Origin of the sequence: Paraburkholderia sp. RL18-085-BIA-A, from assembly GCF_046027075.1 — a bacterium.
GTDB lineage: Bacteria > Pseudomonadota > Gammaproteobacteria > Burkholderiales > Burkholderiaceae > Paraburkholderia.
In genome coordinates this window covers 1-13,283 of the sequence record NZ_JARESU010000066.1, presented here as the reverse complement: position 1 = coordinate 13,283, position 13,283 = coordinate 1, and the positions used below count along the sequence as shown (strand labels likewise).

Annotated in this window: 14 protein-coding genes; 6 read left to right on the top strand and 8 right to left on the bottom strand. The window is 63.7% G+C overall.

Features of this window, described 5'->3' with window-relative positions; translation table 11 throughout:
• The first annotated feature begins 56 nt into the window (after window positions 1-56).
• From P0D89_RS32200 to P0D89_RS32190, 3 genes are all read left to right on the top strand, one after another.
• On the top strand, window positions 57-299 hold the full coding sequence (locus tag P0D89_RS32200; protein ID WP_408364391.1) for a DUF3311 domain-containing protein: 243 nt from the start codon (window positions 57-59) through the stop codon (window positions 297-299).
• Window positions 296-1,846 carry a monocarboxylate uptake permease MctP gene (gene mctP, locus P0D89_RS32195; protein WP_408364393.1) on the top strand — a complete coding sequence of 517 codons (1,551 nt, stop codon included), beginning with the start codon at window positions 296-298 and terminating at the stop codon, window positions 1,844-1,846. Before P0D89_RS32200 ends, mctP begins: the two co-directional genes overlap by 4 nt.
• Window positions 1,847-2,037: 191 nt before the next feature.
• Window positions 2,038-3,159, top strand: coding sequence for an FUSC family protein (locus tag P0D89_RS32190; protein ID WP_408364395.1), 1,122 nt, complete (start codon window positions 2,038-2,040; stop codon window positions 3,157-3,159).
• 159 nt (window positions 3,160-3,318) lie between these two features.
• Here the strand turns inward: P0D89_RS32190 and P0D89_RS32185 are convergent, their stop codons facing one another.
• The 5 genes from P0D89_RS32185 to P0D89_RS32165 all read right to left on the bottom strand — a co-directional run bounded on the left by P0D89_RS32185 (window position 3,319) and on the right by P0D89_RS32165 (window position 8,742).
• Window positions 3,319-3,738 carry a VOC family protein gene (locus P0D89_RS32185; RefSeq protein WP_408364397.1) on the bottom strand — a complete coding sequence of 140 codons (420 nt, stop codon included), beginning with the start codon at window positions 3,736-3,738 and terminating at the stop codon, window positions 3,319-3,321.
• A 291-nt stretch (window positions 3,739-4,029) separates the two neighbouring features.
• Window positions 4,030-4,983: a transaldolase gene (gene tal / locus P0D89_RS32180; RefSeq protein ID WP_408364399.1), complete on the bottom strand. Its 954-nt coding sequence runs from the start codon at window positions 4,981-4,983 to the stop codon at window positions 4,030-4,032.
• Between the two features lie 348 nt (window positions 4,984-5,331).
• The gene (locus P0D89_RS32175) at window positions 5,332-6,552 is read right to left on the bottom strand and encodes a benzoate/H(+) symporter BenE family transporter (RefSeq protein ID WP_408364401.1); all 1,221 of its coding nucleotides are present in this window, start codon (window positions 6,550-6,552) and stop codon (window positions 5,332-5,334) included.
• Window positions 6,553-6,603: 51 nt separating this feature from the next.
• On the bottom strand, window positions 6,604-7,779 hold the full coding sequence (locus P0D89_RS32170) for a vWA domain-containing protein (protein WP_408364403.1): 1,176 nt from the start codon (window positions 7,777-7,779) through the stop codon (window positions 6,604-6,606).
• 120 nt (window positions 7,780-7,899) lie between these two features.
• On the bottom strand, window positions 7,900-8,742 hold the full coding sequence (locus P0D89_RS32165; protein WP_408364405.1) for an AAA family ATPase: 843 nt from the start codon (window positions 8,740-8,742) through the stop codon (window positions 7,900-7,902).
• A gap of 482 nt (window positions 8,743-9,224) precedes the next feature.
• Here P0D89_RS32165 and P0D89_RS32160 point away from each other — a divergent pair, with 482 nt between their 5' ends.
• Window positions 9,225-9,593, top strand: coding sequence for a c-type cytochrome (locus P0D89_RS32160; RefSeq protein WP_408364406.1), 369 nt, complete (start codon window positions 9,225-9,227; stop codon window positions 9,591-9,593).
• A 47-nt stretch (window positions 9,594-9,640) separates the two neighbouring features.
• A complete protein-coding gene (locus P0D89_RS32155) occupies window positions 9,641-10,024 on the top strand; it encodes a c-type cytochrome (RefSeq protein ID WP_408364408.1) in 384 nt (127 codons plus the stop codon).
• A 138-nt stretch (window positions 10,025-10,162) separates the two neighbouring features.
• On the opposite strand, the gene P0D89_RS32150 is transcribed toward P0D89_RS32155, so the two are convergent.
• The 3 genes from P0D89_RS32150 to rsxB form a co-directional block, all read right to left on the bottom strand.
• Window positions 10,163-10,597: a DUF1841 family protein gene (locus P0D89_RS32150; protein WP_408364410.1), complete on the bottom strand. Its 435-nt coding sequence runs from the start codon at window positions 10,595-10,597 to the stop codon at window positions 10,163-10,165.
• Window positions 10,598-10,689: 92 nt separating this feature from the next.
• Window positions 10,690-11,334: an endonuclease III gene (gene nth / locus P0D89_RS32145; RefSeq protein WP_408364412.1), complete on the bottom strand. Its 645-nt coding sequence runs from the start codon at window positions 11,332-11,334 to the stop codon at window positions 10,690-10,692.
• A gap of 29 nt (window positions 11,335-11,363) precedes the next feature.
• Window positions 11,364-12,182, bottom strand: coding sequence for an electron transport complex subunit RsxB (gene rsxB, locus P0D89_RS32140; protein WP_408364417.1), 819 nt, complete (start codon window positions 12,180-12,182; stop codon window positions 11,364-11,366).
• 237 nt (window positions 12,183-12,419) lie between these two features.
• Here rsxB and P0D89_RS32135 point away from each other — a divergent pair, with 237 nt between their 5' ends.
• Complete coding sequence (locus tag P0D89_RS32135) at window positions 12,420-13,052, top strand: TetR/AcrR family transcriptional regulator (protein WP_042327581.1); 633 nt, start codon at window positions 12,420-12,422, stop codon at window positions 13,050-13,052.
• Window positions 13,053-13,283 lie beyond the last annotated feature (231 nt).

Here is a 13,283-nt window from a genome sequence, read left to right as displayed (position 1 = left end):
ACCACCTCCCGTCAACCACGGGCCCAACAATTCAAAAATAGGAAAGAGGAGACGTCATGGCTCACGACGCCGACGCGAACAAAGCCAGCAAGCACTGGCTCTGGTTGCTGCTGCTGCCCTGGATCGCGATGATCTGGGTGCCTTCGTACAACAGGATCGAACCGCAACTGTTCGACTTCCCGTTCTTCTACTGGTATCAGCTGCTGTGGGTGCTGATCAGCGCGGTCATTACGGCGCTCGTGTACTTCAAGACCAAATCGCGCTACACGGGCCGTTCGCAAGGGGGCGCGCAACGATGAACGCCACTGCGACTTTCGTCTTCGTTCTGTTTTTCATCGGGGTCACGATTCTCGGCTTCGTCGCGGCTCACTGGCGGCGTGGCGATCTCGCCCATCTGGAAGAGTGGGGCCTCGGCGGCCGGCGCTTCGGCACCATCGTCACGTGGTTCCTGCTGGGCGGCGACCTGTACACCGCGTACACGTTCATCGCCGTGCCGGCGCTGGTGTTCGGTGCGGGCGCAACCGGTTTCTTTGCACTGCCGTACACGATCCTGATCTATCCGTTCGCGTTCGTCGTGTTCCCCAAACTGTGGAGCATCGCCAAGCGCCACGGCTACGTGACGTCGGCGGACTTCGTGTCGGCCCGCTATGGCAGCCGCATGCTCGCGCTGGCGATCGCCGTGACCGGCATCGTCGCGACCATGCCGTACATCGCGCTGCAACTGGTCGGCATCGAAGTGGTGATCGGCGCGCTCGGCTTCGACACCCAGGGCTTCGTCGGCGATCTGCCGCTGATCATCGCGTTCGCGATTCTAGCCGCCTACACATACACGTCGGGCCTGCGCGCGCCAGCAATGATCGCAGTGGTCAAGGACATCCTCATCTACGTGACGATCTTCGCCGCGATCATCGTGATTCCGCCGCAGCTGGGCGGCTTCGGCCATATCTTTGGCGTGGTGCCGCCGGCCAAGCTGCTGCTGAAGTCGCCTGACGTGTCGAGTCTGAACGGCTACAGCGCCTACGCGACGCTAGCGGTCGGCTCGGCGCTCGCGCTGTTCCTGTATCCGCATTCGATCACCGCGGTGCTGTCGTCGAAGTCGGGCAACACGATCCGCCGCAACATGGCGCTCTTGCCGGCCTATTCGCTGGTGCTTGGTCTGCTCGCGCTGCTCGGCTACATGGCGCTCGCGGCCGGCGTGAAGGACATGCCGGAATTCGTGCCGTACTTCAAGGCATTCGGGCCGAACTTCGCGGTGCCGGCGCTGTTCCTGCACTTCTTCCCGTCGTGGTTCGTCGGCGTGGCGTTCGCGGCGATCGGGATCGGCGCGCTGGTGCCGGCGGCGATCATGTCGATCGCGGCAGCGAATCTGTATACGCGCAACGTGCACAAGGAGTTCATCAACCGCAACATGACGCACGAGCAGGAGACCAACGTCGCGAAGCTGGTCTCGCTGATCGTCAAGGTCGGCGCGGTTGCGTTCATTCTCGGCCTGCCGCTCACCTATGCGATCCAGTTGCAGTTGCTCGGCGGCATCTGGATCATCCAGACGCTGCCGGCCATCGTGCTGGGGCTGTACACGCGGGTGCTCGACTACCGCGGACTGCTGGCGGGCTGGGCGGTCGGCATCGCCACCGGCACGTGGATGGCGATCTCGCTGAAGCTGGCCAGCTCGATCTTCACGATCCACCTGTTCGGCATCGCGATTCCGGGCTATGCGGCGGTGTGGTCGCTGATCGTGAACCTGGTGGTGGCGGTAGTGGTGAGCCTGCTGGTGCGCGTGTTCGGCATGCAGCGCGCCGAAGACCGCACCCGTCCGGAAGATTATCTTGATGTGGTCGAAGGCTGATCGCCCGGCTGCGCGCCGTCCGGTTTCATCCGGTGCGGAGCGTTGAACGACGCAGCGCCCGCAGACGAAAGTTTGCGGGCGTTTGTCTTTGGCGGGCAGTCAGGGCAGGATAGCGGAACCGTCCTTCAACGCGACCTTCATGGGGCCTTCATCGGTTCTTCATGGGGCCTTCATGGGTACGTTACGCCGCCATGGCTTCTGCCGATTCCCGTACCGTGATTCCACGCCGCCCGGCGCTCAGCCGGATGGTTCGCGCGGTGACCTCGCCTTACTACCGCTATCGCCACGCGAAGGTGCTGCACAGCCTGCGCGTCGGCCTCGCGATGCTGGTCTCGATTCTCGCGACCACCGGTATCGACATTCCGCACGGCATCTGGTCGTCGGTGACGCTGCTGGTGGTGATCGGCGGCTTGCAGCATCACGGCAACATCCGTAAGAAGGCGGCCGAGCGCGCGGCGGGGACGCTGCTCGGCGCGTCGATCGGGCTGTTGCTGATCCTGCAGCAGAACCTGATCGGCTCGCTGCCGCTCACCTATGTGCTGATGGCGATCGTCGCGTCGATCTGCGCATGGTTCGCGATCGGTTCGTCCGGCTATGTCGGGCTGCTGACGGCGATCACGATGTGCATCGTCGCGGGTCATGGCGACAACCTGATTGATGTCGGACTCTGGCGCACGCTGAACGTGCTGATCGGCATCGTGATCGCGCTGGCGTTTTCGTTCGCGCTGCCGTTGCACGCGACGTATTCGTGGCGTTACGGGCTCGCGGCCAATCTGCGCGAATGCGCGTCGATCTACGCGCGCCTGCTGGATGGCGAGACCGTCAGCGAAGAGGAGCAGGTCAGGCGCTTTCTGGAAATCAACAAGCGGCTGGTGCAATTGCGCTCGCTGATGCCGTCGGTGGCGAAGGAAATCGACGTGCCGCAGGCGAAACTGGAAGAGATCCAGCGGCTGCATCGCTCGGTGCTCAGCGCGCTGGAGTTGCTTGCGACCGGTCCACTGCATGCGGATGCCGGGGCCCGCGCCGCGTATGCGCAGCAATGCGGCGTCGAGGTGCGTTCAGTGCGGGCGATTCTGCTCGCGATCGCGCGTGCGCTGCGCTTCGGGCGCGCGACGCACTTCGGCATTCCGGCCGCGTCGCCGCTCGCGCAGACGCACGGCGGCGCGGCGCTGGGGCTGCCGCCCGATTTGCAAGGGCCGTACTGGCTCGGGCAGCGGCTCGCGGAGCAGGTGGAGCGGTTGCGCGCGCTGTTGCTGGAGACCGAGTCGAACTGGAATATCGAGCGGCATGCGAGGGGACTGCGGAAGGGGTAGGTTGAGGCGCGAGGGGGCGACGTTTCTGCTCTCAGCCTCTGCACCGCAGCGCTTCAGTCCGCCGTCGCCGGCATGCGCCGGCGCGGCGACCTCAGTCTTCGCCATGGTCAGCCGGGCGTTCCCGCTCCGGCTACTTCACGGCCACTTCGCCGAAGCGTTTCAAGCTTCCTGCGGCAACGTCACCATCCACATCAGACCGAAGCGATCCACCACCATCCCGAACCCCTTGCTCCAGAAGGTCGCCTGGAACGGCAGCATCACCTGGCCGCCATCGGCCAGCGCGTTGAAGTATTTCTCGGCGGACGCGCTGTCGTCGGCCGTCAGCGACAGACTGAAGCCGCTCATCGGACTGGCGGCGGGATCGCAATTGCCGTCGGAGGCCATCCAGTCGGTCGAACCCATCCGCACGCTGGCGTGCATGATTTTTTCTTCGAGACCGGGGCGCGGCTGGTTTTCCGCGTCCGGCGGCGCTTCCTTGTAGCGCATCTTGAACGTTACTTCGGCGCCGAGCTTCTCGCTGTAATACGCGAGCGCTTCCTCGCAACGGCCGTTGAAAAACACGTAGGGCTGAACGTACATGATCGTCTCCCGGAATAAAGTCGGCGGCACCGTCATGGCCCCGGCCAACCGTGGCGGGGAAAGTGCGTGAAGTCGATTGTAGTCGCGTGTTGTGGCGTCGATTGTGACGTTATTGCGTAGGAGACTACAGCGGCCCGGGCGACTGCACCTGTGATCGGAACTGGGGCTCCGAAGTGTGCGGCGAAGCGCGGGCCGAAGCGTGGCCCATAAACGCCAAGCGGCCCTGAACCGTGAGGTCCAGGACCGCTTGCCTGACCGGCCGCGTGAATCACACGGCGCGGGAAGCCACGCTTAACGCAGCGCTTCGATCAGCTTTTCCAGCTTGATCGCGTCCGCAGCGAACGCGCGGATGCCTTCGGCGAGCTTTTCGGTCGCCATGGCCTCGTCGTTGACGAGGAAACGGAACGACGCTTCGTCGACCGGCACGCGCTCGATGTTCGCGTTGTCGGACAACTCCGGCGAGAGCTTGCGCTCGACCTTGTCGGTGCTGTCCTGCAGCTTCTGCAGCAGATCCGGGCTAATGGTCAAGAGGTCGCAGCCGGCCAGTTCCAGAATCTGACCTGGCGTGCGGAAACTCGCGCCCATCACTTCAGTCTTGTAGCCGAACTTCTTGTAGTACGTATAAATGCGGCGCACCGATTTGACGCCCGGATCGTTGGCGCCGCCGTCTTTCGCTTCGTCCCACGCGCTGCCGGCATTCTTCTTGTACCAGTCGTAGATGCGGCCGACGAACGGCGAGATCAGTTGCGCGCCCGCTTCGGCGCAGGCCGCGGCCTGCGCGAGCGAGAACAGCAGCGTCATGTTGCAGTGGATACCTTCCTTCTGCAGCACTTCGGCCGCGCGGACGCCTTCCCACGTCGAGGCCAGCTTGATCAGCACGCGTTCGGGGCCAATGCCGTGCTCCTTGTACAGCGAGATCAACTCGCGGCCCTTGGCGATCGAGGCTTCGACGTTGAACGACAGGCGCGCGTCGACTTCGGTCGACACGCGGCCCGGGATGATTTTGAGGATTTCGGTGCCGAAGGCGATCAGCAACTGGTCGATGATCGCGCCGACCGGCTTGGACGCATGCGCTTTCACGGTCTTTTCGAGCAGCGGCCGGTAGTCGTCTTTCTGCACCGCTTTCAGGATCAGCGACGGATTGGTGGTCGCGTCCCGCGGCTTGTACTGGGCAAGCTGCTGGAAGTCGCCGGTATCGGCGACGACGACGGTGTATTGCTTGAGTTGATCGAGTGCGGTTGTCATGTTCGTGCCTTCAGGGCGCGTGCGCGCCGTGGTTCAGGAGAAATGAGGTCGCCGCCGGACTGACGGGACGAAATCAGCGCCGGCGGCCGCGGGTCACGCTGCAGCACCGCCCGCAATGTGGCCGGGCAAAGCTGCCGGATGCTTCTATTCTATGGCGGATCGCCTGATCCGGTATTGACAGTTGGCCCCGGCGATCCGTTCACGCGGATTTCGGGCGCTGACGACGCGCGGTGTGGATTGTCGTGGGGCGGCTCTCGTCGCGCTGGCTGTGCGGGCGAGCGGTTGGCCGTTCAGGCCGTCCGCACGAGGCCGATCGCGTTGCAGCGTCAACCGTCCGCCATCAACTCATCACGCGCGCCGCGCGTTCAGCACCACTTGCGTCAGCACGCCCGCCACCAGCCCCCAGAATGCCGAGCCGATGGACAGCAGCGTCAGGCCGGAGGCCGTCACCATGAATGTCACCAGCGCCGCCTCGCGCTGCTTCACGTCCTGCATCGCGTTGGCGAGGCCGCTCATGATCGAGGCGAACAGCGCCAGCGCCGCGACGGAGACCACCAGCGCCTTCGGCAAGGCCGCGAACAAGGCCGCGATGGTCGCGCCGAAAACGCCCGCAAGCAGATAGAAAATGCCACCCCAGACCGCGGCGGTGTAGCGCTTGTCGCGGTTTTCGTGCGCTTCGGGGCCGGTGCAGATGGCCGCCGTGATCGCCGCAAGATTGATGCCGTGCGAGCCGAACGGCGCGAGCAGCAGCGACGCGATACCGGTCGTCGAAATCAGCGGCGCGGACGGCGTGGTGTAGCCGTCCGCGCGCAGCACGGCGATGCCCGGCACGTTCTGCGACGCCATCGCGACGACGAACAGCGGAATTCCGATGCTCACGCTGGCCGCCACCGAGAACGCCGGCATCGTGAACACAGGGTGCGCGAGCGCGACGCGAAAGTGGCTGAAATCGAGCAGCCCGAGCCATGCAGCGGCGGCCGTGCCGACGATCAGCGTCGTCACGATCGCGTAGCGCGGCGCGAGCCGTTTGACGATCAGATAGGTGAAGAACATCGTCAGCACGAGCGCGGTCTGGAACTGCGCGGCGCGGAAAATCTCGATGCCAATCTCGAACAGGATGCCGGCCAGCAAGGCCGAGGCGATGCCGGCCGGGATCTTCTTCATCAGCGTGTCGAACCAGCCGGTCAGGCCGACTATGGTCAATAGCGCCGCGCAGACGATGAACGCGCCGATCGCCTGGGCATAAGCCACATGCGGCAGCGACGACACCAGCAGCGCCGCGCCGGGCGTCGACCACGCGATCACGATCGGCGCGCGAAAGCGCAGCGACAGACCGATCGAGCACACGGCCATGCCGATCGACAGCGCCCAGATCCACGATGAAATCTGCGCGTTGCTCAGGTGCGCGGCCTGGCCCGCCTGGAACATCAGAACGAGCGAACTGGTGTAGCCCGTCATCATCGCGACGAAGCCGGCGACGATGGTGGAGAGCGAGGTGTCGGCGATCGGATTGAGGCGCCTGGACGGCGTCGCGGCCGGGGACAACTCGGGCGATGAAGAAGGACTCATGCAGATGCTTTCTTATAGTTGAGGGTAGTGCCTGACAGCGATGTAACAGGGTTATTTGCTCAGCATGCGCATCGCGGTCTCCAGCCCGGCGAGCGTGAGCGGATACATGCGGTGTCCGAGCACTTCGCGGATCGCGCTGACCGATTGCCGGTACGCCCACAAACCTTCCGGTTCGGGATTGAGCCATGCGTGATGCGGGAAGTGATCCGCGAGCCGGCGCAGCCACACCGCGCCGGCTTCGGCGTTGTTGTATTCGACCGAGCCGCCCGGTTGCAGCACTTCGTAGGGGCTCATGGTCGCGTCGCCGACGAAGATCAGCTTGTAGTCGGACGCGAACTTGTGCAGCACGTCCCATGTCGGCATGCGCTCGGCGTGACGGCGGCGATTGTTCTTCCACAGGAAGTCGTACACGCAGTTGTGGAAGTAATAAAACTCGAGATGCTTGAACTCGGCCTTCGCGGCGGAGAACAGCTCTTCAGTGCGCTTGATGTGATCGTCCATCGAGCCGCCCACATCGAGCAGCATCAGCACTTTCACCTTGTTATGCCGCTCGGGCACCATCTTCAGGTCGAGCCAGCCGGCATTCGCGGCGGTGCTGCGGATCGTGTCGGGCAGGTCCAGTTCTTCGGCGGCGCCTTCGCGCGCGAAGCGGCGCAGGCGGCGCAGCGCGACCTTGATGTTGCGCGTGCCGATTTCCACCTGGTCGTCGTAGTCGCGATACGCGCGTGCTTCCCAGACCTTCACGGCGGTGCGGTTGCCCGCCGCATCGCCGCCGATGCGCACGCCTTCCGGGTTGTAGCCGCCATTGCCGAACGGTGACGTGCCGCCCGTGCCGATCCATTTGCTGCCGCCTTCGTGGCGCCCCTTCTGTTCGTCGAACAGTTCCTTGAGACGCTCCATCAGCTTGTCGAGGCCGCCCATCGCTTCGATCTGCGCTTTTTCTTCCGGCGACAGGTCGCGCTGCAGCTTCTTCTTCAGCCAGTCGAGCGGTACGTCGAACGCCGGCTCCGAGGCTACCGCGACACCGTTGAAATACGCGCCGAACGCCTGGTCGAACTTGTCGAAATACTGTTCGTCCTTGACCAGCGTGATGCGCGCGAGATAGTAGAAGTCGTCGAGCGACGGCGCGATCACGTTGGCCTTGAGCGCTTCGAGCAGCGTCAGGTATTCCTTCACCGACACCGGCAGTTTGGCGGCGCGCAGCGAATAGAAGAAGTCGATCAGCATGCTGTGTCCCCTTCAGCGGCGAATGGTCGATGCGGCGCGCGGGGCCGCGGGTCGTGAGTCAATCTGCGAGTTAAGCTGTGACTCGAGCCGTCACTCGACCGGCGGCTGCCTCGCGGTCGCTCAACGGTTGTTGCGGTTCATGAAGATCAGCCGCTCGAACAGGCTCACGTCCTGTTCGTTCTTCAGCAGCGCGCCGTGCAGCGGCGGGATGATCTGCTTCTGGTCCGACGAGCGCAGCGCTTCGGGCGGAATGTCTTCGGCGAGCAGCAGCTTGAGCCAGTCGAGCAGCTCCGAGGTGGATGGCTTCTTCTTCAGCCCCGCGACGTTGCGCAGTTCGAAGAAGCTCTGCATTGCCGCGGCGAGCAGTTCCTTCTTGATGCCGGGGTAGTGCACCTCGACGATCTGCTGCATGGTGAGCGGGTCGGGAAACTTGATGTAGTGGAAAAAGCAGCGGCGCAGGAACGCGTCGGGCAGCTCCTTCTCGTTGTTCGACGTGATGATCACGAGCGGGCGCTGTTTGGCGCACACCAGCTCGTGGGTCTCGTACACGTAGAACTCCATGCGGTCGAGTTCGCGCAGCAAGTCGTTCGGGAATTCGATGTCGGCCTTGTCGATCTCGTCGATCAGCAGCACGGTTTGCTGGTCCGACTCGAATGCCTGCCACAGCACGCCCTTGACGATGTAGTTGCGGATTTCCTTGACGCGCTCGTCGCCGAGCTGCGAATCGCGCAGCCGCGAGACGGCGTCGTATTCGTACAGACCCTGCTGGGCCTTGGTGGTGGACTTGATATGCCACTGCAGCAGCGGCATGCCGAGTGCGGCGGCGACCTCTTCGGCGAGCATGGTCTTGCCCGTGCCCGGTTCGCCCTTGATCAGCAAGGGACGCTTCAGCGTCATCGCGGCGTTGACCGCGAGCTTGAGGTCGTCGGTGGCGACGTACTGCGATGAGCCTTCGAAACGCATGGCGAGGTGCTCGTGGTCGGGAAAAAACCCAGTATAAGTCAGAAGGCCTGTTGGCCTGAAACCGGCTCGCGTATGGTGTGAGCCGCGGCGTCGCCCGGGTTGCCGCACGGCGAGCGCGTGTGGCGCAGCGCGTTGCATGTGATGGACACGAGCGGATGGTGTGCCCGTTTGGTGTTCGCACGGTGCGCCAGGCGCTTGCTCGCGCCGGGCTTGCCGCGTCGAGTTGTGTCGGAGTCGGGCTTGGCGGACCGGGCGCCCGCGCATCGGCCAGGCCTCGCGTGGCGGCCGTGCAGCAGTAGAGTGGCGCGGGCCGGGGCTTTGCAGTCGGCGGGTGGGCCGCTGGCCCCGCGCTGTGGACGTTCGGCGCGGCGTCGCGGTACAATTAGCCCGATTTTTTTGGCCTGCGTGGCTACCCTATAAGAAGAACGGCGCGGGCCGTTGCCTTTTTGGGCGCCCGTTCCCCTCAAGCCAGGTTACCTGCTATGAATAAATTCGTCGGCAAACATGTCGTGATCGCAGCGTTGTCGGTGCTCGCGGGCTTTGCGGCCAGCGCGCAGGCAGCGGATGTCGTCGGCAACGCCAAGGCGGGCCAGGACAAGGTCGCGATGTGTATTGGCTGCCACGGCATCCCTGAGTACCGCACGGCTTACCCCGAGGTTTATCGCGTGCCGATGCTTGGCGGCCAGAATCAGACGTACCTGGAAAATGCCCTGCGCGGCTACAAGAAGGGCGACCGCCATTTCGATACGATGCATGCCATCGCCGTCTCGCTGTCGGACCAGGACATCGCCGACATCGCTGCCTACTACGCGGCGCAAAATTCCTCTTCGAAAAACAATCCCGACAAGTGATCGGCGTCGGTCACCCGGCTATCAATATTCGCGGGATAGGAGAATTCATGATTAAGCCCCAACAGACACTCCACACGGTGTTCAAGGCTGCATGCGCGTCGGCGGCAGTGATCGGTCTGGTTGCAGCGGACGTCGCGCACGCCGCCGACGCCGGCAACGGCAAGGTGCTGGCCGACAGCCACAACTGCGCGGCCTGTCACGGCGTGAACCTGAACAAGCCGGTGGTCCCGGAGTATCCGAAGCTCGCCGGTCAGCACGCCGACTACATCTACTGGGCGCTGCGCCAGTACCAGATGGGCGTCGGCAACCCGCACCTCGGCCGCAACAACGCGATCATGCAGGCGCAGGTGCAGAGCCTGTCGCAAAGTGATATGAAAGACATCGCGGCTTATGTCGAATCGCTGAGCGGCGACCTGGTGCAGAAGAAATAAGCGCGCCGCATCCGGATTGAATTGAATGACACCCCGCCTCGGCGGGGTGTTTTGTTTTGGGCGGTCCGTTGTGAGGCGAGCGGCTTCGGGTAATCCGCTATGAGTCGAGGCGCTTTCGGGCGGCCCGTGGCTAAGCGCTCAATCGCGCGTGGCGCGCCGCTCGATCCGCTGCAAATAGGCATCCGTGTCCGGCGGCGTGCCAGTGCGCTGCGCTTCCCAGATGGTTTCGCCGAGGCAGTCCATGATCGCGTGCTGCGCTTCGTGCGTCGAACCGAGGCGGGCGGCGAGCCGCTCGTGCGCTGCGCGAATGCCGGGCGGCTGGTCGATCGACAGCTGTTCGCTGATCGCCAGATGCATCGACAGATGCAGGAACGGATTGGTCTGCCCGCGCTCGGGCGAGTAGTCCTGCGCCTTGGCGGCGTCAGTATCGCTCAGGTCGGCATGATATTCGGGATGCTCGATGATCCAGTCGGCGGCAATCGCCTCGAGCGGCGTCAGAATCTCGCCTTGACGCTGCTTGCGCCAGGCGTCGGTGAAAAAAAGACGAACTTCGTCGCGGCTGGGATTGAACATCGTGGAACCGGTGCGTTGGAGTGGGGCGTGCGAGGCAAGCGCAGGCGAGCATTTTACGCCGGGGCCGCGCGGCCTGCTGGCGGCCCGCGCGCTCAGAGATCCGGCGGCGGCGTCTTCGGCCGGAATTCGCACAGCGGCTCGATCACGCAATGCCAGCACTCGGGCCGGCGCGCTTTGCAGACATAGCGGCCGTGCAGAATCAGCCAGTGGTGCGCATCCTGCCTGAACTCGGCGGGGGTGAATTTCTCCAGCGCGGCTTCGACTGCGCGAACGTCCTTGCCGGGCGCGAGCCCGGTTCGATTGGCAACCCGAAAGATGTGCGTGTCCACCGCGATGGTCGGATGACCGAACGCCGTGTTCAGGATCACGTTGGCCGTTTTGCGGCCTACCCCCGGCAGGCTTTCGAGCGCTTCACGGTCCTCGGGTACTTCGCCGCCGTACTGGTCGAGCAGAATGCGGCAGGTCGCGATGACGTTCTTCGCCTTGGTCCGGTAAAGGCCGATCGTCTTGATGTAGTCGGCGACGCCTTCTTCGCCGAGATCGAACACCTGCTGCGGCGTATTCGCGACCGGGAACATCTTGCGCATTGCCTTGTTGACCGACACGTCCGTGGCCTGCGCGGACAACAGCACGGCGATCAGCAGTTCGAACGGTGTCGTGTACTCGAGCTCGGTCGTCGGATGCGGGTTCAGACTCTGGAGCGTTTCGTAGATGGCGCGGCGTTTGTTCGCGTTCATGCGGAGCGTGTGGGTGCGTGCGGGTGCGTTTAGCGAGGGTTGGACGAACCGTCGTTGTCGTCGGCGGCAAGTCCGAGACGGCGGCGGCGCGCTTCGGCGGCGTCGATCTGCGCCTGCACGTCGGCGCTGACACGCTCAGTGTTCAACGGCCCGTGGCCTTTGGCGGCCAACTCTTCTTTCTTCTTGCGAGCGCGTTCGAGCGCGGCCTGGATGATCGCGCGCTTCTTCGCTTCGGCGTCATCCGTGACGGGCGCGGTATCCGTCTGCACCGTTTGGGCCTCCGGAAGAGCGGCGCTGCCGACGGCGCGGCGGGCCGCGGCACGCGCTTCGGCGGCTTCGCGCTCGCGCGCAAGACGCGCTTCGCGCCGGTCATGGCGCGCGCGCGCCGCGTCGGCCTGGCTCTGGCTCCATGCGTCCCAGCCGGTTGCTTCGCCCGTGACCGGCGGCATCGAAATGCAGTCGACCGGACATGGCGGCACGCACAAATCGCAGCCGGTGCAGAGTTCGGCGATTACCGTGTGCATCTGTTTCGGTGCGCCAACTATTGCATCGACCGGACACGCCTGCATGCACAACGTGCAGCCGATGCAAACCTGTTCGTCGATAACCGCCAAAGGACGCGGCCGTTCGACGCCATTGGCGGAATTCAGCGGAATCACCGGTTTGCCGAGCAGCGCGGCGAGACGTGCGATACCTTCGGCACCACCCGGCGGGCATTGGTTGTAATTGGCTTCGCCGTTCGCGACCGCTTCGGCATAAGGACGGCATGCGGGATAACCGCATTTGGTGCATTGCGTTTGGGGCAGCAGATCTTCGATGCGATCTGCCAGTATTTTGATATCTGTCACGGTCACGACGTGGGGGCCTGCCTTGCGGCCGCACAGCTTGAACTAAATGCCACATTATCGCCGATTTCCCCAATTGCCATCCGCAATCCATGTGCCATAATCGAAGCGCTTTTTCGAAAGACCGCAGAAAAGGGTGTCCCCCAACCATGGCGCGCCCGTTCAACGCTGTCGGTGCAAGGCCCGAGGAGAGGCCGGCGGCGCGATCCGGATAACGCGGCTCACGAAGACGATGCCACCATGAATCAGCCGAAAATCAAAAGAGATCCTGAAGGCACGAGGCGCCGCATTCTGCTTGCGGCGGCAGAAGAGTTTGCGAATGGTGGGCTATTCGGCGCGCGCGTCGATCAGATTGCTCGCCGCGCGGAAACGAATGAACGCATGCTCTATTACTACTTCGGTAGCAAGGAGCAGCTATTCACTGCGGTACTCGAGCACGCATTCAGCGCGCTCAACGAAGCGGAACGCACGCTCGAACTGAATGGCGTCGCGCCGGTCGAGGCCGTTACGCGTCTTGCGCATTTTGTTTGGGATTACTACCGCGATCATCCCGAGCTGCTGCGGCTCATCAACAACGAGAACCTGCATGAAGCACGCTACATGCAGAAGTCGACGCGTATCCGCGAAATGATCTCGCCGATCGTCGCCACGCTCGGCGGTATTCTCGAACGCGGGCAACGGGCGGGGCTGTTTCGCACCAATGTCGATCCGTTGCGCTTTTACGTGACGCTGTCGGGGATGGGCTACTACATCGTGTCGAACCGTTTCACGCTCGAAGCGACGCTCGGCCGCGATTTCAGCAGTGCCGCCGAGCGCAGTGAAGTGATTCAGATGAACACCGAGCTGCTGCTCGCGTATCTGTTGCGCAAGTAGGCGGGTGGCGTGGGCGCGTTGCCAACTGGCGCCGCTCACGAACACGCATCCAGAGCACGCATCAAAAACCAGACGTGATCTACAAACAACAACGGCCTCCAGAGAGGCCGTTGTGGTCGATCAACTGCTGCGCGCGCGGTAATTAGATCAGGCTTCAGCCTTTTCCTTCACCACCTTCGCCGCCTTGTTGTACTCGAGGATGAAGTCGCGCAACTGCGGATAAATGATGGT